Source organism: Methanobacterium alcaliphilum, from assembly GCF_023227715.1.
Classification (GTDB): Archaea; Methanobacteriota; Methanobacteria; order Methanobacteriales; family Methanobacteriaceae; genus Methanobacterium_E; species Methanobacterium_E alcaliphilum.
The window spans coordinates 141,394-160,237 of record NZ_JALKIF010000004.1 but is presented as its reverse complement, the minus strand read 5'-3'; the positions used below and the strand labels follow the sequence as shown (position 1 = coordinate 160,237).

General features: G+C 35.8%; 19 protein-coding genes and 2 tRNA genes. 10 read left to right on the top strand and 11 right to left on the bottom strand.

Annotated features, from left to right (window positions below; genetic code table 11):
- Nucleotides 1–2: 2 nt before the first annotated feature.
- Both argF and purD read right to left on the bottom strand, forming a co-directional pair.
- Nucleotides 3–908: an ornithine carbamoyltransferase gene (argF, locus tag MXE27_RS04255; protein WP_248611164.1), complete on the bottom strand. Its 906-nt coding sequence runs from the start codon at nucleotides 906–908 to the stop codon at nucleotides 3–5.
- Between the two features lie 434 nt (nucleotides 909–1,342).
- Nucleotides 1,343–2,656, bottom strand: coding sequence for a phosphoribosylamine--glycine ligase (gene purD / locus MXE27_RS04250; RefSeq protein ID WP_248611163.1), 1,314 nt, complete (start codon nucleotides 2,654–2,656; stop codon nucleotides 1,343–1,345).
- A 383-nt stretch (nucleotides 2,657–3,039) separates the two neighbouring features.
- Between purD and MXE27_RS04245 the strand changes: the two genes are divergently transcribed.
- The 4 genes from MXE27_RS04245 (at nucleotide 3,040) to MXE27_RS04230 (ending at nucleotide 7,555) form a co-directional block, all read left to right on the top strand.
- Nucleotides 3,040–4,788, top strand: coding sequence for an acetolactate synthase large subunit (locus MXE27_RS04245; protein WP_248611162.1), 1,749 nt, complete (start codon nucleotides 3,040–3,042; stop codon nucleotides 4,786–4,788).
- Between the two features lies 1 nt (nucleotide 4,789).
- On the top strand, nucleotides 4,790–5,287 hold the full coding sequence (ilvN, locus tag MXE27_RS04240; RefSeq protein WP_248611161.1) for an acetolactate synthase small subunit: 498 nt from the start codon (nucleotides 4,790–4,792) through the stop codon (nucleotides 5,285–5,287).
- A gap of 252 nt (nucleotides 5,288–5,539) precedes the next feature.
- Nucleotides 5,540–6,526: a ketol-acid reductoisomerase gene (gene ilvC / locus MXE27_RS04235; protein WP_248611160.1), complete on the top strand. Its 987-nt coding sequence runs from the start codon at nucleotides 5,540–5,542 to the stop codon at nucleotides 6,524–6,526.
- 9 nt (nucleotides 6,527–6,535) lie between these two features.
- Nucleotides 6,536–7,555 carry a methanogenesis marker 12 protein gene (locus tag MXE27_RS04230; protein WP_248611159.1) on the top strand — a complete coding sequence of 340 codons (1,020 nt, stop codon included), beginning with the start codon at nucleotides 6,536–6,538 and terminating at the stop codon, nucleotides 7,553–7,555.
- Nucleotides 7,556–7,573: 18 nt separating this feature from the next.
- Here the strand turns inward: MXE27_RS04230 and MXE27_RS04225 are convergent, their stop codons facing one another.
- Nucleotides 7,574–7,777, bottom strand: a complete 204-nt coding sequence (locus MXE27_RS04225; protein WP_248611158.1) for an LSM domain-containing protein — start codon at nucleotides 7,775–7,777, stop codon at nucleotides 7,574–7,576.
- A 167-nt stretch (nucleotides 7,778–7,944) separates the two neighbouring features.
- On the opposite strand from MXE27_RS04225, the gene MXE27_RS04220 reads away from it, so the two are divergent.
- Nucleotides 7,945–8,091 carry a hypothetical protein gene (locus tag MXE27_RS04220; RefSeq protein ID WP_248611157.1) on the top strand — a complete coding sequence of 49 codons (147 nt, stop codon included), beginning with the start codon at nucleotides 7,945–7,947 and terminating at the stop codon, nucleotides 8,089–8,091.
- A gap of 78 nt (nucleotides 8,092–8,169) precedes the next feature.
- On the opposite strand, the gene MXE27_RS04215 is transcribed toward MXE27_RS04220, so the two are convergent.
- The 5 genes from MXE27_RS04215 to surE all read right to left on the bottom strand — a co-directional run bounded on the left by MXE27_RS04215 (nucleotide 8,170) and on the right by surE (nucleotide 11,329).
- Complete coding sequence (locus tag MXE27_RS04215; RefSeq protein ID WP_248611156.1) at nucleotides 8,170–8,517, bottom strand: DUF8036 family membrane protein; 348 nt, start codon at nucleotides 8,515–8,517, stop codon at nucleotides 8,170–8,172.
- Nucleotides 8,518–8,531: 14 nt separating this feature from the next.
- Nucleotides 8,532–8,810 carry an ArsR/SmtB family transcription factor gene (locus MXE27_RS04210; protein WP_248611155.1) on the bottom strand — a complete coding sequence of 93 codons (279 nt, stop codon included), beginning with the start codon at nucleotides 8,808–8,810 and terminating at the stop codon, nucleotides 8,532–8,534.
- A gap of 153 nt (nucleotides 8,811–8,963) precedes the next feature.
- A complete protein-coding gene (locus tag MXE27_RS04205; protein WP_248611154.1) occupies nucleotides 8,964–9,788 on the bottom strand; it encodes a DUF4405 domain-containing protein in 825 nt (274 codons plus the stop codon).
- Nucleotides 9,785–10,126: a hypothetical protein gene (locus MXE27_RS04200; protein ID WP_248611153.1), complete on the bottom strand. Its 342-nt coding sequence runs from the start codon at nucleotides 10,124–10,126 to the stop codon at nucleotides 9,785–9,787. The genes MXE27_RS04205 and MXE27_RS04200 overlap by 4 nt, the downstream gene beginning before the upstream one ends.
- Nucleotides 10,127–10,552: 426 nt before the next feature.
- Nucleotides 10,553–11,329, bottom strand: coding sequence for a 5'/3'-nucleotidase SurE (surE, locus tag MXE27_RS04195; protein WP_248611152.1), 777 nt, complete (start codon nucleotides 11,327–11,329; stop codon nucleotides 10,553–10,555).
- A 310-nt stretch (nucleotides 11,330–11,639) separates the two neighbouring features.
- Between surE and MXE27_RS04190 the strand changes: the two genes are divergently transcribed.
- Entirely contained in the window at nucleotides 11,640–12,437 is a 798-nt protein-coding gene (locus MXE27_RS04190) for a restriction endonuclease (RefSeq protein ID WP_342765989.1), read from the top strand.
- Nucleotides 12,438–12,507: 70 nt separating this feature from the next.
- Here the strand turns inward: MXE27_RS04190 and MXE27_RS04185 are convergent.
- Together MXE27_RS04185 and MXE27_RS04180 are read right to left on the bottom strand one after the other, a co-directional pair.
- Nucleotides 12,508–12,579 (bottom strand) — tRNA-Val (locus MXE27_RS04185).
- Nucleotides 12,580–12,682: 103 nt separating this feature from the next.
- Nucleotides 12,683–12,754, bottom strand: a tRNA-Val gene (locus MXE27_RS04180).
- A gap of 322 nt (nucleotides 12,755–13,076) precedes the next feature.
- Between MXE27_RS04180 and ilvE the strand changes: the two genes are divergently transcribed.
- Nucleotides 13,077–14,000, top strand: coding sequence for a branched-chain-amino-acid transaminase (gene ilvE / locus MXE27_RS04175; protein WP_248611150.1), 924 nt, complete (start codon nucleotides 13,077–13,079; stop codon nucleotides 13,998–14,000).
- A 339-nt stretch (nucleotides 14,001–14,339) separates the two neighbouring features.
- Nucleotides 14,340–15,173: an undecaprenyl-diphosphate phosphatase gene (locus tag MXE27_RS04170; RefSeq protein ID WP_248611149.1), complete on the top strand. Its 834-nt coding sequence runs from the start codon at nucleotides 14,340–14,342 to the stop codon at nucleotides 15,171–15,173.
- 40 nt (nucleotides 15,174–15,213) lie between these two features.
- Here the strand turns inward: MXE27_RS04170 and cobT are convergent, their stop codons facing one another.
- Nucleotides 15,214–16,284, bottom strand: coding sequence for a nicotinate mononucleotide-dependent phosphoribosyltransferase CobT (cobT, locus tag MXE27_RS04165; protein WP_248611148.1), 1,071 nt, complete (start codon nucleotides 16,282–16,284; stop codon nucleotides 15,214–15,216).
- Between the two features lie 290 nt (nucleotides 16,285–16,574).
- On the opposite strand from cobT, the gene MXE27_RS04160 reads away from it, so the two are divergent.
- Both MXE27_RS04160 and MXE27_RS04155 read left to right on the top strand, forming a co-directional pair.
- On the top strand, nucleotides 16,575–18,212 hold the full coding sequence (locus MXE27_RS04160; protein ID WP_248611147.1) for a bifunctional N(6)-L-threonylcarbamoyladenine synthase/serine/threonine protein kinase: 1,638 nt from the start codon (nucleotides 16,575–16,577) through the stop codon (nucleotides 18,210–18,212).
- 35 nt (nucleotides 18,213–18,247) lie between these two features.
- Complete coding sequence (locus tag MXE27_RS04155) at nucleotides 18,248–18,817, top strand: XTP/dITP diphosphatase (RefSeq protein WP_248611146.1); 570 nt, start codon at nucleotides 18,248–18,250, stop codon at nucleotides 18,815–18,817.
- Nucleotides 18,818–18,844 lie beyond the last annotated feature (27 nt).

The window sequence follows — 18,844 nt, the reverse complement described above, 5'->3', positions numbered from 1 at the left end:
GTTTAATCTTTCATCAGATAGTACATGACTGCCTTTTGGGCATGGAGTCTGTTTTCTGCTTGATCCCATACCACAGATTGAGGTCCGTCAATAACTTCGGCTATGGTTTCCTGTCCGCGAATAGCCGGTAAACAATGCATGAATATAGCATCATCATTGGCCAGGGCCATTAAGTTTTGATTAACTTGAAATGGCATGAATTCACGCATCCTCTTTTCTTCCTCTTCTTCATCACCCATGCTGACCCAAACATCAGTATATACCACATCAGCATTTTTTAATGCTGCTTTTATATCAGAGGTTACTTCAATCTGGGCCCCCGATCTACTAGCCAAAATATGTGCTTTTTTTAAGATTTTTATATTTGGTTCATACCCCTGGGGACAGGCCACAGCCATGTCCATACCCAATATAGCAGAAATCAGAATTAGTGAATTACAGACATTATTTCCATCACCTACAAAAACCAGTTTACCCTTGAAATCGCCTTTATGTTCTTTTATAGTTTGCATATCAGCTAGGGCCTGGCAAGGGTGTTCCAGATCAGTCAAACCATTTATAACCGGCACAGTTGAATTTTCAGCTAGTTCCACCACGTCTTCGTGTTTCAGGGCCCTTATCATTATTCCGTCCACATATCTACTCATTGCCTTAGCAGTATCAGAAATGGGTTCACCCCGACCTATTTGCAAGTCATTGGTGGACAAGTACAGTGCTGTACCTCCAAGTTGAGCCATGCCCACTTCAAAGGAAACTCTAGTTCGGGTTGATGATTTTTGAAAAATCATGGCCAATGTTTTATTATCCAGTGGTTTTTCTTCCATTTGGCTATTTTTAAAACGCATAGCCAAGTCTAATAATTCCTGCACTTGATTTTGGGCATCGCAGAGTGATAAAAGATGTTTCATTATAATTCATCTCCAATAATCGTGAAAAATACTATTAACTAATTAAGGATAATTATATGTAATATCGTCCTTATAAAAGTTATTTATAATAAGTGATTTTTATATTAAAATAAAGTATTTATTGCTCAAATCGACTTAAATGCGCTGTTTATATTATAAAGTTCTTTCTTTTATTTCCATTTTATCATAATCTTTAAAAGAAAGTTCTAAATACTTATAATTCATTTATACCGGGTTATATTTTTGATAATTTATTTGTGGTAATATCTGAAAGACCCCTCCCTAAAATTCCGGATTATTCTAAACAGCATTTTGAAGATCAGATTAGTTTTTGAAAAATTTATCTATTCAATGAGAGGATTTTTCATCCATTAACTTCTTTTTTTCATAGATTTTTTCAAATTAGGCCCCCCTAATCTAAATAAAAGGAAATGTTAGTTTCCTCTTATCTTATTCATATGATTCATCCTTTTCTGAATAATTTCATGAGTTCCTACATCTTTTCGATGGTATAAATCGCCTTTTACAAATTTTGTGGCGTTTTCACAGATTTTTTCTGCTTCGGATATGGTTTCAGCTGATGCTACCACTCCCAGTGCACGTGAAGAAGAGGTGAATATATTGTCCTCCTTTTGATTTACTGCAGCATAGAAAACATCAGCTCCGGTATTAGAGATGGTTGTTTCATCCACATAAATAGGTTGATTGGCAAATTTAGTTTCAGGGTATCCATCAGGAACTATGTATTTACAAACAGTCGCTTTTTCTTCAAATTCGGCCTTTTTCAAGTTACCATCAACAATTCCCTGACAAATATTAACCATGCTAGTCTTTAGAAGAGGTAATACATTCATGGCTTCAGGATCACCAAACCGGGCATTGTATTCTACCAGTCTTGGCCCTTCTTTACAGAGCATGAATTGACCGTATAAAATCCCTTTATATGGACCTACTTCCTTATTTATAGCACCAATAGTTTCTTGCATGATTTTAACTGCAGAATTGTATTCTTTTTGACTTAAAAAAGGAAGTAATCCATTTTTATCAGAGTAGGATCCCATTCCACCAGTTATAGGGCCCTGATCTCCTTCAAAAGCATGAGGATGATCCTGAACTGCAGGCATTGGTACCAGGTTCTTCCCATCAGAAAATGCCTGTACAGTAAATTCCTCGCCAATGAGTCTCTCTTCAATTACTACCCTAGGATATCCACCCATTTTAGTATCCATGACATGTTTAGCGTATTCTTTAGCTTCAGAGTTGTCCTTTAAATGATCGCCGACAATTTTTACTCCTTTTCCTCCAGTGAGTCCCACTGGTTTTATTACCACATCTTTATCAAAATCATCCAGAAAATCACTAATATCCTGATAATTATCAAAGACCCGGTAAACAAGGGATCCTGGGATTTTATGTTCCTCGAAAAGGTCTCTCATGAAAGACTTATCTGTTTCAATCCTTGCCGCTTGTTGGTTAGGCCCTACACAGCTTATTCCAGCACCCTCTAATTCATCCACAATACCTTTTTCCAGTGGAGATTCAGGTCCAATAAAAGCCATATCCACATTCTTTTCAATTGCGAATTTCTTAACAATTTCAAGATCTCCTTCGCTGGCCACTTTAAAATCAGATATTCTGGCAATTCCCGGGTTTTGATTACTCATGATTGAATAAAGTTCTGCTTCATCTTTTAGAGATTCACATATGGCATGTTCCCGTGCTCCGGTTCCTACAACTAAAATTTTCATTTAAATCCTCCAAGTAAAATCATCGAAATGAAAAAATACTACTTTCAATCAGTTAACTGAAAGAGTATTCTTATTTATTATTGAAATTAAAACTTTAAACAAATTTCAAGTTAATTTAGGGTGTTTTATTTAACGATACTATTTTTTAGAATATCAAGTGATGTTATTTTATAATTCCAAAATAGTATATACCTAACTTCGTCTATGGACTTCACTACAAAAATAGATGTCGATTTGTTAAAATTTTCTAAATGTTTCAAGGAGGCATATTATATAAATGGAAACATCAATATCATATTGAACATTAAATAGAAACAATGATTAAATAAAATCAATAATTGGGATTTATTTTACCCAAAGTCAATTAATAATAAGGTGTTTGTATGAAAGGTGGCCAAGCCATAATAAAGTCGCTGATAGATCAAGGAGCGGACATTGTATTCGGATATCCCGGAGGACAGTTACTTCCTCTGTATGACATGATATACGACTCAGACTTAAAACACATTCTGGTAAGGCACGAGCAGTGCGCAGCACACGCTGCCGACGGATATGCCCGTGCATCCGGCAAGGTAGGGGTGTGCATTGCCACATCAGGACCAGGAGCAACCAACCTGGTGACTGGAATCGCCACAGCCTATATGGATTCTGCCCCCGTGGTAGCGATTGCAGGACAGGTGCCAACTCACTTGATTGGTAACGATGCATTCCAGGAAGTGGATATGATTGGTATCACCATGCCCATAACCAAACACAATTTCCAGGCAACTGATGCTGAAGAAATACCAAGTATGGTAAAATCAGGTTTTGAAATTGCCATTACTGGTCGTCCCGGGCCAGTTGTAATTGACCTTCCTAAAGATATACAAGAACAGGAAATGGAGAATTACAATGATAATCCTATGGATTTACCAGGGTACAAACCTACTAAAAAAGGAAACCCTCGTCAAATAAAAAGAGCTGCTAAAGCTATTAATGAATCTTTAAAGCCAGTTATACTGGCAGGTGGAGGAGTAATAATTGCAAATGCATCTAAAGAACTCCAAAAGCTTTCAAATCTTATAAATGCTCCTGTTACTACTACTTTACTAGGTAAAGGTTCTTTCCCTGAGGATCATGAATCTTCTATGGGTATGCTGGGGATGCATGGACGTAAAGTTGCAAACTTAACTGTAGATGAAAGTGATTGCCTAATAGCCATAGGTTGCAGGTTTTCAGATAGGACAACAGGTAAGATAGATGAGTTTGCCCCTAATGCAAAAATTGTCCACATTGATGTTGACCCTGCAGAAATTGGTAAAAATGTAGAAGTGGATGTCCCAATCGTGGGAGATGCTAAAATAGTTCTACAGGACCTTATAAAAATGCTGGAAAAACAGGAAGCCAATCCAACCACCTCCAGCTGGATTAAAAAAATCCATGAATTTAAAAACAGCTGCATACCCAGAATCTCATTTGAAAATGATGTTCCCTTAAAACCTCAGCAGGTGATAAAAGAAATATCCCTGGCAGCTGATGAAGATACCATACTAACCACCGATGTAGGTCAAAACCAGATGTGGATGGCCCACTACTTCAATACCCGCAATCCAAGAAAATTTATTTCATCTGGAGGCTTAGGAACAATGGGATTCGGATTCCCTGCAGCTATAGGCGCTAAAGTAGCCATGCCCGAGAGTGATGTTGTTGCGGTTTGTGGAGATGGAGGATTCCTCATGGTATGTCAAGACCTGGCAACTGTGAAAGAATACGATATCCCTGTAGTGGTCTGTGTACTGGATAATCGGCACCTGGGAATGGTTGCCCAATGGCAAAAACTATTCTATGATGAGCGAATGTCACACACGCACTTAGGAGAAGTACCAGATTTTGTCAAATTAGCCGAATCATTTGGTGTAAGGGCTGAACGAATTGAAAAACCAGGGCAAACACGCGAAGCTCTAGAAAACGCATTTAAATCAGGAGAACCTACTTTACTAGACATAGTAATTGACCCTGATGAAATATTGCCTATGGTTCCTCCAGGCTGCGGTCTAACAGAAATCGTGGGAGAATATAAAGTAGAAAGAGAACATCCTGGAGAAATAACCTATAATAACCCTGCAGGAAAGACTTCAGGGGAAGGTGATTAAAATGGAACAACCCACACATATTATTAGTGCTTTGGTTGAACACAGACCTGGTGTCTTGCAAAGAGTTGCGGGCTTATTTACCCGAAGAGGATTTAACATCGACAGCATTACCGTTGGTGAATCTGAAACTACTGGTCTGGCCAGAATGACCATTATTGCCCATGGAGATCAGAAAGTACTGGAACAGATCACTAAACAACTCAATAAATTGGTTGATGTAATTAAGGTCAGAGATTTGAATCCGGAGAGTACTGTTAAAAGAGAATTGTGTCTCATTAAAGTACACGCACCTAGTGAGAGTGTACGTGCAGAAGTTATACAGTATGCCGGAATATTCAGAGGAAGGATAATTGATGTTAGTGGTGAAGCCCTAACTGTAGAGATTACCGGTGATTCTGATAAAATTGATGCCTTAATTGATCTTTTAAAGGGTTTTGGTATTAAAGAATTGGCTAGGACAGGGCCTACAGCAATGTCACGTGGTATGAAAACCATTTAAGAGAATATAAATAATTTTATAGTTTAAAAGGTAAAAATCTTAATTTAAACCTTTGAAGCTATTTTTTTTTAAATTTTTAAAAAAAAAAGTAGATGTTGTATTATATTATTCAGTGATTTGAAGTAGCAGTGCAACTATCAGCTGATTAATTTATAAGAGAATCTAACAATACCTATATTATGATATATTTTTACCCATGCTGTGGGTAAAGTTCACTCTAAATTTTTAATAAGTATCTAAGGAGGATGGCGAATGAAAATATATTACGAAAAAGATGTGGACACTGGAGTCCTAGCAAATAAAACCATAGCAGTTATAGGATATGGGAGTCAAGGAATGGCCCAATCTAGAAACATGGCTGACAGTGGATTAAATGTAGTAGTAGGCCTTCGTGAAGGAGGATCATCCTGGCAAACCGCCAAAGATGATGGTATGAATGTGATGAGCATAGAAGATGCTGCCAAAACCGCAGATATCGTGCATATTTTGATACCGGATGAAATTCAAGGAGCAGTATACGAACAATCCATCAAACCATACTTAGAAGAAGGTAACACCATATCTTTCTCCCATGGTTACAACATCCATTATGGATACATACAAGCTCCCCAAGGAGTAAACGTTACCATGAGTGCCCCAAAAGGACCTGGAGCCATGGTGCGTCGAACTTATTTAGAAGGTTTTGGAATTCCTGGTCTAGTGGCAGTGGAAGTTGATGCTACTGGTGATGCTAAACAACAAGCTCTGGCCATGGGTAAAGGCTGTGGTCTGGCACGTGCAGGTATATTGGAAACCACTTTCAAAGAAGAAACTGAAACTGATCTCTTTGGAGAACAAGCCGTTCTCTGTGGAGGAGTAACCGAACTAATCAAAGCAGGTTTTAAAACACTGGTAGATGGCGGATACCAACCAGAAGTAGCATACTTCGAAACTTGCCATGAATTAAAATTAATTGTTGACTTAATATATGAAAAAGGGTTTGCCGGAATGTGGCATGATGTGAGTAACACTGCAGAGTTTGGAGGATTAACCCGCAGATCAAGAGTAGTGACTCCTGAAGCACAGAAAGAGATGGCAGAAATCTTAAAAGAAATCCAGGAAGGAAAATTTGCTAAAGAATGGGCCTTAGAAAATCAGGCTGGGCGACCTATGCTTAAACGAATGAGAGATCTTGAAGACGAACTTCAGATTGAGGAAGTAGGTTCCAAACTTAGAAAACTATGTGGATTAGAGAAATAGGGTGAAAAATTGGTCTTCGTGGGCATGGACCACGGCACTACCGGGGTCTCATTTACTATACTTTCTTCTTCACAAGAAGGAGGAAAACCAGCTACTCACTTTAAAATTGGACGAGATGAATTATCCAAAGGTGAAGTATCTGCAATAGATGAATTATCCAAAAGAGTGGAATTGGACTCTATTAAACTAATGGTAATCACTTATGCCATGGGTGATGGTTTAACTACCATCAAACCCCTCAATAAGGTTAATAATAGAGGTGTGCTCTCTATTGGTGGTGCTGGAAAAGTTACCGGTGGCGGAACTGCAGTATACTCTGAAATTGAAAATTCAGATATACCCACCCTGCTCCTTCCAGGATTGCATAAAAAAATCCCTTGCTTAGATCCTCGCTTTAAAGCAGCGTACTCCCACCATGCTAGTGCTGAAAAGATAAGTATTTCTTACAATGCCTATCTTGAAACCGGTTGGGAAAACATGATTGTAGCAGATATCAGTTCCAACTCAGTTACCATGTTGATTCAAAACGGAGAGATAGTCGGTGCTATGGATGCTTGTTTAGGCGCCATGGGGGTAATTCATGGCCCATTAGATTTAGAAATGCTTCGGGATATTGATGATGGAGATAAAACAGCTAATGAATGTTTTTCACATGCAGGAGCTGTTAAAATTGCAGAAATCAACACTAAAGTTTCTGATGCTAAAGATGAGCTCTTAGAAATGTTTCAAAAAGGTGATGAAAAAGCAGAGCTGGCCATAAACACCATGATAATGACAATTGCCATGGAAATATGGGGATTAGTTGGAATATCTGATCAAATAGATGGAATAGTTCTTACAGGATCCATGGGTGCTATGCAAGAACCTGTGGACTTTTTTGGAAGTTTAAAAGAGTATTTAGGAAATGTAGTTTCTGTTGTAAGAATTCCTCCCACTTCAGGTTCCATGGGAAGTGCTCAAATAGCCCAAGACATATATAATGGTAAAAAAAACATTTTAGGGATTATAGTTGAAAGCTACGATCCTTAATCCATTTATTTTGAAATATTATTGTTTAATAGCAATATAAGCAATCTTACTGCCTTTAATAAATTTTATGCCGTTTTCTTGTTCTAAAACAGTGTTAAGGTAATTGTCAAGAGCGATGATTTTTCCTTCATCTTCTTCTCTATTTTTTAAACTTATTACCACATCTTTTTCCTTAAATCGTAAAAATTGTCGATTTACCTTGAAATCGTTATCTGCAGACATCATCTAACCTCAATAATTTCTAGTTACAAATAATTTTTCTTATCTTTTACAATAATTGAATAATTGATACCATATACTTTTCGCATGTATTAATTACATTTACAAAACTTTATAGCATAATAATATCAATAATTTTAATTAGTTAATATAATGGATGGAGTTAAAATATGGCAGTGAACCAGTTAGAAACTAATTTAGAAGCTATAACTATGACTTTAGCTTATTTGAAAAACCAAGATGGTTGCGATCCTGAATTACTCGAAGAACTTAGAAAAGAGAGAAATCGCCTCTTGAAAGAGTTAAATGTGCAGTAACATTTAATCCTAAAAATATTAGTTTTTAAGATTCACTGCTTTTTTCATTTAGTTATTTCCAGCACGTGAAAAATCTCTCTAATCCCAAGTAATCTTTAATAAAACCATTAATGCTCCGAACTGAATAACATTTATGCTGAGTACAGGTCCGCCCATACCCGGGCCATGAAATCCTTCCCTTAGTAGTAAAAATGCTATGAATACCAAGTTCTGAAGAATTAATAATAGTACAAAGACTATTAGTCCCAGGGTAAAACTAGATTTTAGTTTTTTATAGCTGGATATGTAAATAAAAAGCATGACTACTAATAAACCTATATTAACTGCTCCCACTAAAGCGGCTAATGTGGCCAGGTTTGGGTCATCTATCAGTTCATTATTAAATTCTTCTCCTCTAAATATAGGTTCTGGTGTAGGGGAAATCATCGTATCACCTTATTTTACTTCTCCAGTTGATTCCATATTTCTTTAAAAAGATCATAATTCTCCTCCATTTGAGGTGAAATGAAATACATTGTTCCATATTTTTCTCCTGTGGACGTAATTATCTGGTTATCCTCCAGAACCTTGATATGGTGTCTAATAGTCTTGTAATCCAAATCAAGGTTTTCAGCCAGTTGGTGTGCATTATAAGGCCTTTTATTTAATTCGTTTATGATACGGGCCCTATTAACACCACCTTTTGTGCCGGCTATTAACCACCACAGTATTTTCTTCATGGTTATCACAGAATATTATTAAGGGGCTAATAAAAAAGCCCTTCTTTTTAACTATATTTTTCAGTTAAGAGATAAATCTTGTTATACTCCAGGTATAATCCGGTTTGTGAAAAAAAAATAGTTAAAAATTGAAATTAATTGAAACTTTACCACCTATTTTGATGTTCCTTGATTTTTCATGATTTTCATAGTTTTTGTTTTCGATTTAAGTCCTAGTAAAATGTTGAAATGATTTTTCATTGGCTTACGATAGATATACATGTGAATAACTGTTCCAATAACCATTATTACTGCCATTTCTGCGTGAATATAATTAATCTGAGGATTATATGCTGTAGAAATCCCCATATTGATCATAAGTGTTAAGAGTACTCCTGTTATTCCAGTTCCGATAAACCCAAATGTCAACAGCATATTCCAGATCCTTTTATGTTGCTGTGGTTTTAAAATTCCCTTTTTAAACAAATAGTAAGTGGCTAAGTATCCACCCAATAGCAACATGGATATGGGAAGTATGTGGTAGTTTGTAGCATCAGACAAGTCACTTCCCTGCAAAGTACCCGGATCCTGCACAGTTCCTGTAGCATTTCCATCAAGGTCCTGCATATTTTCTTGAGAAGATGGTGTATCAATATCAAAAGATCCATTATCCTGTGAGTCATAGGTAACAGATTTATCATAGGAACCAACAGTAGTTTCGCTATCTTGAGATGACGAATCAGTGTTTGTGGTAGTTGCTGATGTTTGAGCTAAATCACATAAACCATCACCATCACCATCAATGTATCTTCCACATTGACCCGGAGATGAGCAAGCGAGTCCCAGAGGGCATCCTCCTGCAAATGCCCCGTCTATTATATTTGCAGCTATTATTGGTACTGTGGCTAAAATTCCTGCAATTTTTACTTTATATTCCGGAGATATGTTTTGATAGTGAGACTTGATTTTTAATAAACCATTCTTTATCGGATCTTTCAAAATCCCGCCTCCTTTTTACGGGATTTTTTACCAGTGAACATTCTTTTGGTTGATTTCCAGTAGATATGTAAGTGAAATATAGTCACTAAAACTAGAGTTATTCCCAGTTCTACATGCCAGTACATTAAAGTGTAGTTAATTGGGGTGATAACTCCCATTTCCATCAATACCATGAGTAAAAATCCTGCTCCTCCAGAGACTAAAAATGCCAGAAATAGGACCGCATTCCACAAAGCCACATGTTGAGCTTTTCTAATTATATCCACCTTATATAATATGTAAGTTACAAAATATCCTCCCAAGAATGGAACAAAAGGCAATATTAATTCATAATCCATTTTTTTTTAAATCCTCTTTTTTGTGCTTCCTTTTAATAAAAAGTCTGATTTAATATAACGCCGTTTACTTAAAAGTAATTTTTCCAGATTTACACCCAAATCTAGCCCAAATAATACCATTATTAGTTTAAATAAAAAAATAAGTTTTAGAATTAACTATAAAACTAAAATATTATTGATAAATAGGTTAATTCATTAAAGATATTCTAATAAATTTCTTTACATATTTTTATAAAAAAGTAGAAATATATCATTCTAAAACTATGTTTTAATTGACAAAGACCCGGCTTAAATTATAGGTTATTGTACAAGTGTTTAAAAATAATAAAGAAAATTCTTTAATTTAATGTAGATTAAAGATTTCTTTGAAATCCGCGCCAGGCAATCCCCATGTCAATCCTTAAACTACTAAATTTTTTCAATACATTAGTCCAACCAATTACCCAGGGATTCTAAATTAGAAGTACAGTCCAGTGAAAGAGGTGTTAATGTGGCTTCTCTTTCAACTTTTAAAGTATGGACATCAGTTCCAGGTAAATCATCTTCTACTGAGTCACCATCCAACCAGTAATAGGGCCTTCCTCGAGGATCCAGTCTCTTTTTAATGTGAACATTATACATTCTCTCTCCCAGGCTGGTGATTCTAATATCTTCACTTTTGGGGTGGGATGGAATATTCAAATTCACAAAGTCCACGCCCGCAGGCAAACCTTTTTTCAGGATATTTTTAGCCACTTTACGTGTGATGCGTACAGCAGCACTAAAATCAACCTCGACATGGCCATCATGGAATTTAATATCACCTCTACCCACCTGAAGAGAAACTGCAAGTGATGGTATACCATGACAGGCAGCTTCCATGGCGGCCCCTATAGTTCCAGAGGTGGTAAGTTCAGACTTACCTAAATTTTCACCAATATTGATTCCGGAAATAACCAGATCTGGTTTTTCATCGGCTACTTCAAAAATGCCAATGATCACTGAATCAGTAGGAGTTCCTGAGACAGAATAAGCTTGAGTTCCATCCCTTAAATTTGTATCTGTTACTCTAATAGGTTCAAAAAGAGTTAAAGCGTGTCCAATACCGCTTTGTTGTGTTGCCGGGGCCACTACACTAATATCTCCCAGTCCGTCCACTGCTTGTTTGGTGGCAACAATACCCGAAGAATTTACCCCGTCATCATTGGTTATTAAAATTCGCATACACCAATTTTAATTATTAATTTTAAAATAGTTTATGGAAACCTACAATCATATCAATACTAGTTAGTAAAAAAAGGAAGCAAATATTAAAATCGATAATTAATTCTTACTAATGCAGGATAAGATCGAAATAAAATAAATAAAAATAATATCTGGAAAAAATTCTTTCTATAAAATGATGAGATTACCATAAAACAAACATCAATTAGTAACCATAAAAAGCAAATATTAATATGAACCTATTGATAATAATATTAAGGATTAACAGATTATCTTGAATTTAGGGGCAATAATCGTCATCCCCTAGAAGGTGTGTAAATTGGAAAAAAGCAGACTGGTCGACTTCATGGCAAAGGTTATGGAAGAATCGGGTTTTAAAGTATATAAAGATTTTAGAACCTCAAGACACCTTATAGATATCTATGGAATTCTACCAACAATTTTAGGCGATATAGGAATAGTTATAGCTTGTAAAAACTATGAAGAAAAGTGGAATGTTGGTTTAGATGTTTTAAAAGAGATGGAAATGGTGGCAAAAACCTTAAAGGCATCTAAAGTAGTAATAGTAACCACTTCGGGTTACAGTTCCCAGGCCATAAACTACGCTGCCCGCCGAAACATTAAACTTATTGATAGAGAAGGAGTTTTAAACCTTGCTCAAAAATTTTCAAAAAAGACTCCTGATTTAATGGGAGATAACGAAGACTACCCGGATTATGAAGAATACGAAGATAATAATGAGGGCGTAGAAGTATCCTACACACCATCAAGCTCATCCAAGGGCTTTTTCGGGCATGGTAAAAAGGGGTCTCTAAATCGGAAAAGAGATCGGATAAAAGCATGGGCTCCTTATATTAAAAGTATACTCAGCAATACTTTCGTTTTAATACTGGTTGTTATTGGGATATCTCTTTTAATTACCACAATCATTCAGATCTGGGCCCAAGTCAGCACAGGAATATTAGGTGTTATCAAAATCTTTCTCTCAGCAGTCCTTGCCTATGGGTTAGTATTTTTAGTAGAAGAAAAAAGTAGCACCATGTTAATAAAAGGAACAATAGTGTTCTTTGTGTCTCTTTTAGTTTCCATAATGTTCATTTTAATTTAATTAAAATTCTATATTTTATATATTTTAATTAATTAAATTATCTAATAAATTTTTTTTAAAATAAATCCAATGGGTCCGACGAGATTCGAACTCGTGATCACCTCGGTGTGAGCGAGGTATCATACCCCTAGACCACGGACCCCTAATCCTATTATTCCAATAAAATTAACTTCTTTTGTAAAATAAGAATTTCATTTAATAAATAAACATTCATTAAAAATAAAATAAGAATTATATTAAAAAGATGGGCCGAACGAGATTCGAACTCGTGATCACCTCGTTGTAAGCGAGGTATCATACCCCTAGACCACCGGCCCTCGCGTACATCACACTTTGAACACATGCCTATATAAACTTTTCCCGCCAATGCTTGGTATTAAATATTTCTTAAAAATGATGAAACTTAATCTAAACATCTTAAATAAGAATTTAATTAAAAAAAATATTTAAAAAATATATTTAATTACATTATAATGTTTGATTAGCAATATACGATCTTAAAAATTATTTTTATAAAAAAAATTTATTAAAAATCCTTTTTCCTGAGTAAATCATTTTTGATAAATTTAAGAACTGGTACTAACTAAATAATGTAAAAGTAAATTTTGTATTGTCATTAATTTCACTGAGGTATTAATTATGGCATGGGATGAATCAGGAAAAATATGGTTTAATGGTGAAATCAGAAATTGGAAAGAAGCAAATATACACGTATTATCTCATGTTGTTCATTATGGTTCCAGTGTTTTTGAAGGAATCCGCTGTTACAAAAATAAAAAAGGTTCAGCGGTCTTTAGACTCCAAGAACATGTAGAAAGATTATTTGACTCTGGAAAAATATACCGTATGGATATTTCTTACAGCCAGGAAGAAATTTGTCAAGCCATATTGGACACCATTAAGATCAATGAGTTGCGCGAATGTTATATTCGGCCGGTGGTATTTAGAGGGCAGGGCGAATTAGGTGTTAATCCCCTTAACAGCCCCTTAGAAGTAGTAATTGCAGCATGGGAATGGGGTAGTTATCTTGGAAAAGAAGCTTTAGAAGTTGGCGTTGATGTAGGAATCGCTACCTGGAGACGTATGGCTCCTGATACTTTGCCCAATATGGCTAAAGCTGGTGCTAATTATATGAATTCTCAGCTGGTGAAGATGGAAGCAATTTCCAATGGTTATGATGAAGGAATAATGTTAGACTATCAGGGAAATGTGAGTGAAGGTAGTGGAGAGAATATATTCTTGGTTAAAGATGGAGAACTATACACCCCACCTATTGCTTCATCAGTTTTAAAAGGAATAACCAGAGATTCTGTAATCAAACTAGCCAATGAAATGGATCTCGTGGTTAGAGAAGAACAGGTCCCACGGGAAATGCTTTACCTGGCTGATGAAGTATTCTTCACTGGAACTGCTGCAGAGATAACACCCATCCGTTCTGTGGATAAGATTACAATTGGAGAAGGTGTAAGAGGTTCAGTGACTGAAAAACTTCAAAAATGCTTTTTTGACGTCTTGAAAGGTGAAAGTAGATATGACTATGGTTGGTTAACCTATATTGAATAAGTATAACTTAGAAGTTATAACTTAGAAGTTATAACTTAGAAGTTATAAGTGATAACTTATAACTTATCACTATTTTTATCACTATTATTTATTTCAAATAGATCCAATCAACAATCTTTAAATATAATGTAAACTATTTTTTACATATGTAATATATTTTTTACATGAAAATTGTGAAAAGGAATGAAAATATAATAAGTTAAACTAGAGATTTAAATAAGTAAGCCTAATGAAATAAAAGAACACAACGGTAATATAGATTATACTAATACAATTTTTAATATAGTCAATAATAAAATTGAAATTAATTAATTAAAATTACATTTTCACGGTGATTAAATGGATATTATACAAGCATTACTTTTAGGAATTATACAAGGACTAACAGAATTTCTACCAGTTAGTAGTTCTGCCCATTTGGTATTTATGCACAGCTTGACTGGAGTTGAACCCAGCGTAGCTTATGATACACTACTACATGTTGGAACATTAGTAGCAGTAGTAGCTTACTTCTGGAAGGACATATTAAGTATGTTGAAATCATTTTTTTCAAGCTTAATAGATGTCCCCCGCGCCCAATTCCGTCAGGGTATACAGGATGATCCTTATAAAAAAATGGCTTGGTTTATACTACTTGGAACCATACCTGCAGGTTTAGCTGGTGTTTTATTAAAAGACTTCTTCGAAAGCTTATTCAGTAATGTAATAGCTGTAGGATTCTTTTTAATAGTTACTGGATTTTTACTTTGGGGATCTGAAATGGCATCTCAAAAAATAGCCGATAAAAAAAGTATGAGCAATATGAGTCTTAAAAATGCATTAACCATGGGTGTGGCTCAAGCTGCAGCAATTGCTCCAGGTATCTCACGATCCGGAGCTACTATATCCACCGGATTATTTTTAGGTCTTGAAAGAGAATTAGCTGCCAGATTCAGTTTTTTATTATCAATACCTGCTATTATAGGTGCTGCATTAGTACAATCCAAAGATATCACATCCATTTTAGATATAAGTACAGTTTCAGCATTTGCTGGTTTTTTAGCAGCGATAATAAGTGGCTATCTAGCTATAAAGATAATGTTAAAACTAATTAAAGAAAGAGACTTAATGGTATTTGCTTATTACTGCTGGATAATTGGTCCTTTAGCAATAATCTTAAGTTTAATATATTAATTCTCTTAATTTCCTATTTTTCATTTGATTCTAAAATTATCTAAAATATCTTCTGACATAATTCCTCTGTTTTTATTCGGATTTCATCAGTTGTAACACCCTGCAGCATGGCGGCCATCATGGCTCCTCCCGCTCCTACTCCTTCTTTTACAGAGCCATTTAAATAACATCTGAGGCCTCCATTTTCTGAAGATTGGAAAGAAGGATCCACAGCAAAAATAGTGATATCTCCAATTTGTTCGGCGATGTGGTTAATATCCGATGTTTCATCTTCAGCAACAAATACTGTTGTTGCTATGCAGACATTAGAAAAATCAAAGTCATGTTTTAGTGCTTTTATAAGTGCACATACTGCAGTCATTTGAGTTCCACCAGCCATAGTCACGGGTATGTCACTACCAATCACCAGCCCAGCCACTGCAGGTATCATAGGATCACCTACTGCTTCTACTGCTTTAAATGGATCAGATGTTATTTTCCCCAACTTAAGACCAGCAGAGTCAATTCCTTCTCTGACCACATCTTTTTTCAGGTTGTGTGGATTTTCAGGCATGCTGCCACTGATTTTAAAGCTTGCATCATATCCCAATGCAGTTAATACACCCAATGCCGTTGTAGTTCCTGCAGGAGTGCTTTCACCAATCACTAAATGATCAGTTATTTTAGAAAGAATTTTACCCAATACCTTAGCATTCTCAAATATTTTTTCAGGGTTCTCTACAGCCATTCCTGTGCGAATATCATCACCTGATTTCTCATTAATATTCACATAGGGAAGGTTTGGTTTAATTAATGACCCTGCATCAGCCACCATAAAAGGTATCTCAGCAAGTTCAAGAGCAGCTTTAGTTATAACCGCAGGAGTAGGTGCAGATTCCCCGCCAACAACTGTTTGAGGGATTTCAGGAAGACAAACAGGTTTATTAAGTAATATAAGTTCTACATCAGCAGCAGGAGTATATTCTGTTAATTCTGGAGTTACTCCTGCTCCAGTAATTCCTTCTATACGAGAAGTGGCCGTGGTCGCAATAGTACATAAAAATAAAGAGTTTTTGCCATTCACTTTTTTTAAAAATTCATCAGAACCATAAATATTCAATCCATCAAACATCATATCGCCTTATTTTGATTTTTACTATATTAAAAAGATTATAAATACATTTAATTTAATAATGATCATCTATTCCTTAAATTCATAAGAGATTATATAACGAAAATATTAATGTTCATAATTAATAAAGGTAAGTTTCAAGTGTAATGTTTGAAAACAATATTGTTCATTAAAAACAATTTCATTAAAATTAGGAATTATATAAACTAAAAATTAAAATAGATTTAATCCAGTTTTTCATGATTAAATAAAATTAGTTAATCTAATGAAAATATCAATTGAGGAATTTCATGTCAAATAAAATCTGTATAGGTATTGAAGGAACTGCAGAAAAAACAGGAGTAGGTATTGTCGATTCAGAGGGCAATATATTGGCCTTGGAAGGAAAACAATTGATACCTGCTTCGGGAGGGATACATCCCCGGGAAGCAGCAGAACATCACGCACAGTGGATTCCATACCTAATTGAAAAATCAGTACATGAAGCAGATCTTAAATTTTCCGAAATCGATTTAATAGCATTCTCCCGAGGTCCTGGTCTTGGTCCGGCCCTTAGAACCGTGGCCACAGCAGCTCGAACCCTAGCTTTGAGTTTAAATAAACCAATTGTTGGGGTAAATCACTGCCTAGGGCATGTAGAAATAGGTCGACTCACCACAGAGGCCCAGGATCCTGTTTCACTTTATGTTAGTGGAGGTAATACACAAGTGATTGCCTTTGAAAGTGGTCGTTATCGTGTTTTTGGAGAAACTCTGGATATTGCAGTAGGCAACATGCTTGATCAATTTGGAAGAGAAGTCGGCCTAGGCCATCCTGGAGGTCCTGTGGTTGAAAAATTAGCTCTTGAAGCAAATAAATACATAGATCTTCCTTATGCTGTAAAAGGGATGGATCTTTCATTTTCAGGCCTGCTAACTGCTGCACTGAGAAAACATGCCAAAAATGTTAGAATAGAAGACCTCTGCTACAGTCTGCAGGAAACCGCATTTGCCATGCTGGTTGAAGTTACCGAAAGGGCCTTATCCCATACCATGAAACAGGAAATCATGCTTTGTGGAGGAGTTGCAGCCAACACCCGTTTAAGGGAAATGTTAGCTGTAATGAGTGAAGAGCATTATGTGGATTTTTTTATGCCTCCTGTGAAGTACTGTGGAGACAATGGGGCTATGATTGCATGGATGGGGCAGTTAGTCTACGAAAAAAAGGGCGGACAAAAAATTGAAGATACCACCGTAATCCAGCGCTACCGTACTGATGAGGTAGATGTACCTTGGATGAAAAGTTATAATAAAAAACTAACATTGCCTGATGAAATTTTAGCTAAAGGTGCAGAAGCCAATATATATACTGGAAACTGGTTAGATGAAGATGTTTTAATTAAAGAAAGGATACCTAAAAATTATCGTATAATTGAAATAGATGATAAACTTAGAAAATCCAGAACGAAAAAAGAGGCCAGACTTTTATCTCAAGCCAAACGATGCGGAGTCCGCACCCCTATAATTTTTGATATTGATCTGGAAAATAAGTCTTTGGTAATGGAAAAAATTGAAGGTCAATTAGTTAAAGATGCAATCATCAATTCATCCCCCACTTTAATGAACAAAACATGCCAGAATATTGGTGAGAGTATTGCCCTCCTTCATGATTGTGGAATTATTCACGGCGATCTAACCACATCTAATATCATTTTAAAAGACAGTATTGATCTAATATTTCTGGACTTTGGGCTGGGTAAGTTTTCAGACTTAGTGGAAGATAAAGGTGTAGATTTACTGGTTCTTAAGAAGGCCTTGGGAAGTACCCACTACCAAATTGCCCATAAATGTTTTAGTGCTGTAATGAAAGGTTATCAAAAATCTAACGATTATAAGGAAGTATTAGATAAAATAAGTGAAATTGAAGGTAGGGGAAGATATACTTCCTGAAAATCCTATTTAAAAAAGAAGGTTAATGTGAAAACATGAAGGTAACATTTATAACTGGTAACCAACACAAAGTAGAAGAAGCAGAGAAAATCTTCGAGAAGTTCAGCATAAAAGTTCAGCATGTTAACCTTGGCTATCCAGAACTTCAGGGAACCCTGGAGGAAGTAGCCATATTTGGCGCAAAACATGCGGCTGAGCAGTTAGGAGAACCCGTTATTGTTGAAGATGCGGGACTGTTTATAAGAGCTTTGGACTGGTTTCCAGGACCATATTCTGCATATGTGCAGGATACTATTGGAAATTCAGGTATTTTAAAGCTAATGGAAAATGTTAAAGACCGATATGCCGAATTCAGGTCGGTGATTGGGTACTGTGCCCCCAATGTCGAGCCCGAGATTTTTTTAGGTGCGGTTAAAGGACATATTTCTAATAAAGAGAAAGGAAATCAAGGTTTTGCTTTCGATCCCCTGTTTTATCCCAAAGAAAAAAATAAAACTTTTGGAGAACTCAGTACTCTTGAAAAAAATGAATTTTCTCATAGGAGCAGATCACTGGAAAAATTTGCAGTGTGGTTTAAAAGCAGGGACTATAATAAACTGATATAGGTGGAAAATAACTACTTATCCAGTATT

What these genes read in the sequence shown, in the direction of transcription:
- argF (WP_248611164.1), bottom strand. Translation starts at nt 908, where the DNA reads ATGAAACATCTTTTATCACTCTGCGATGCCCAAAATCAAGTGCAGGAA.
- purD (WP_248611163.1), bottom strand. Translation starts at nt 2,656, where the DNA reads ATGAAAATTTTAGTTGTAGGAACCGGAGCACGGGAACATGCCATATGT.
- MXE27_RS04245 (WP_248611162.1), top strand. Translation starts at nt 3,040, where the DNA reads ATGAAAGGTGGCCAAGCCATAATAAAGTCGCTGATAGATCAAGGAGCG.
- ilvN (WP_248611161.1), top strand. Translation starts at nt 4,790, where the DNA reads ATGGAACAACCCACACATATTATTAGTGCTTTGGTTGAACACAGACCT.
- ilvC (WP_248611160.1), top strand. Translation starts at nt 5,540, where the DNA reads ATGAAAATATATTACGAAAAAGATGTGGACACTGGAGTCCTAGCAAAT.
- MXE27_RS04225 (WP_248611158.1), bottom strand. Translation starts at nt 7,777, where the DNA reads ATGTCTGCAGATAACGATTTCAAGGTAAATCGACAATTTTTACGATTT.
- MXE27_RS04220 (WP_248611157.1), top strand. Translation starts at nt 7,945, where the DNA reads ATGGCAGTGAACCAGTTAGAAACTAATTTAGAAGCTATAACTATGACT.
- MXE27_RS04215 (WP_248611156.1), bottom strand. Translation starts at nt 8,517, where the DNA reads ATGATTTCCCCTACACCAGAACCTATATTTAGAGGAGAAGAATTTAAT.
- MXE27_RS04210 (WP_248611155.1), bottom strand. Translation starts at nt 8,810, where the DNA reads ATGAAGAAAATACTGTGGTGGTTAATAGCCGGCACAAAAGGTGGTGTT.
- MXE27_RS04200 (WP_248611153.1), bottom strand. Translation starts at nt 10,126, where the DNA reads ATGGATTATGAATTAATATTGCCTTTTGTTCCATTCTTGGGAGGATAT.
- surE (WP_248611152.1), bottom strand. Translation starts at nt 11,329, where the DNA reads ATGCGAATTTTAATAACCAATGATGACGGGGTAAATTCTTCGGGTATT.
- ilvE (WP_248611150.1), top strand. Translation starts at nt 13,077, where the DNA reads ATGGCATGGGATGAATCAGGAAAAATATGGTTTAATGGTGAAATCAGA.
- MXE27_RS04170 (WP_248611149.1), top strand. Translation starts at nt 14,340, where the DNA reads ATGGATATTATACAAGCATTACTTTTAGGAATTATACAAGGACTAACA.
- cobT (WP_248611148.1), bottom strand. Translation starts at nt 16,284, where the DNA reads ATGTTTGATGGATTGAATATTTATGGTTCTGATGAATTTTTAAAAAAA.
- MXE27_RS04160 (WP_248611147.1), top strand. Translation starts at nt 16,575, where the DNA reads ATGTCAAATAAAATCTGTATAGGTATTGAAGGAACTGCAGAAAAAACA.
- MXE27_RS04155 (WP_248611146.1), top strand. Translation starts at nt 18,248, where the DNA reads ATGAAGGTAACATTTATAACTGGTAACCAACACAAAGTAGAAGAAGCA.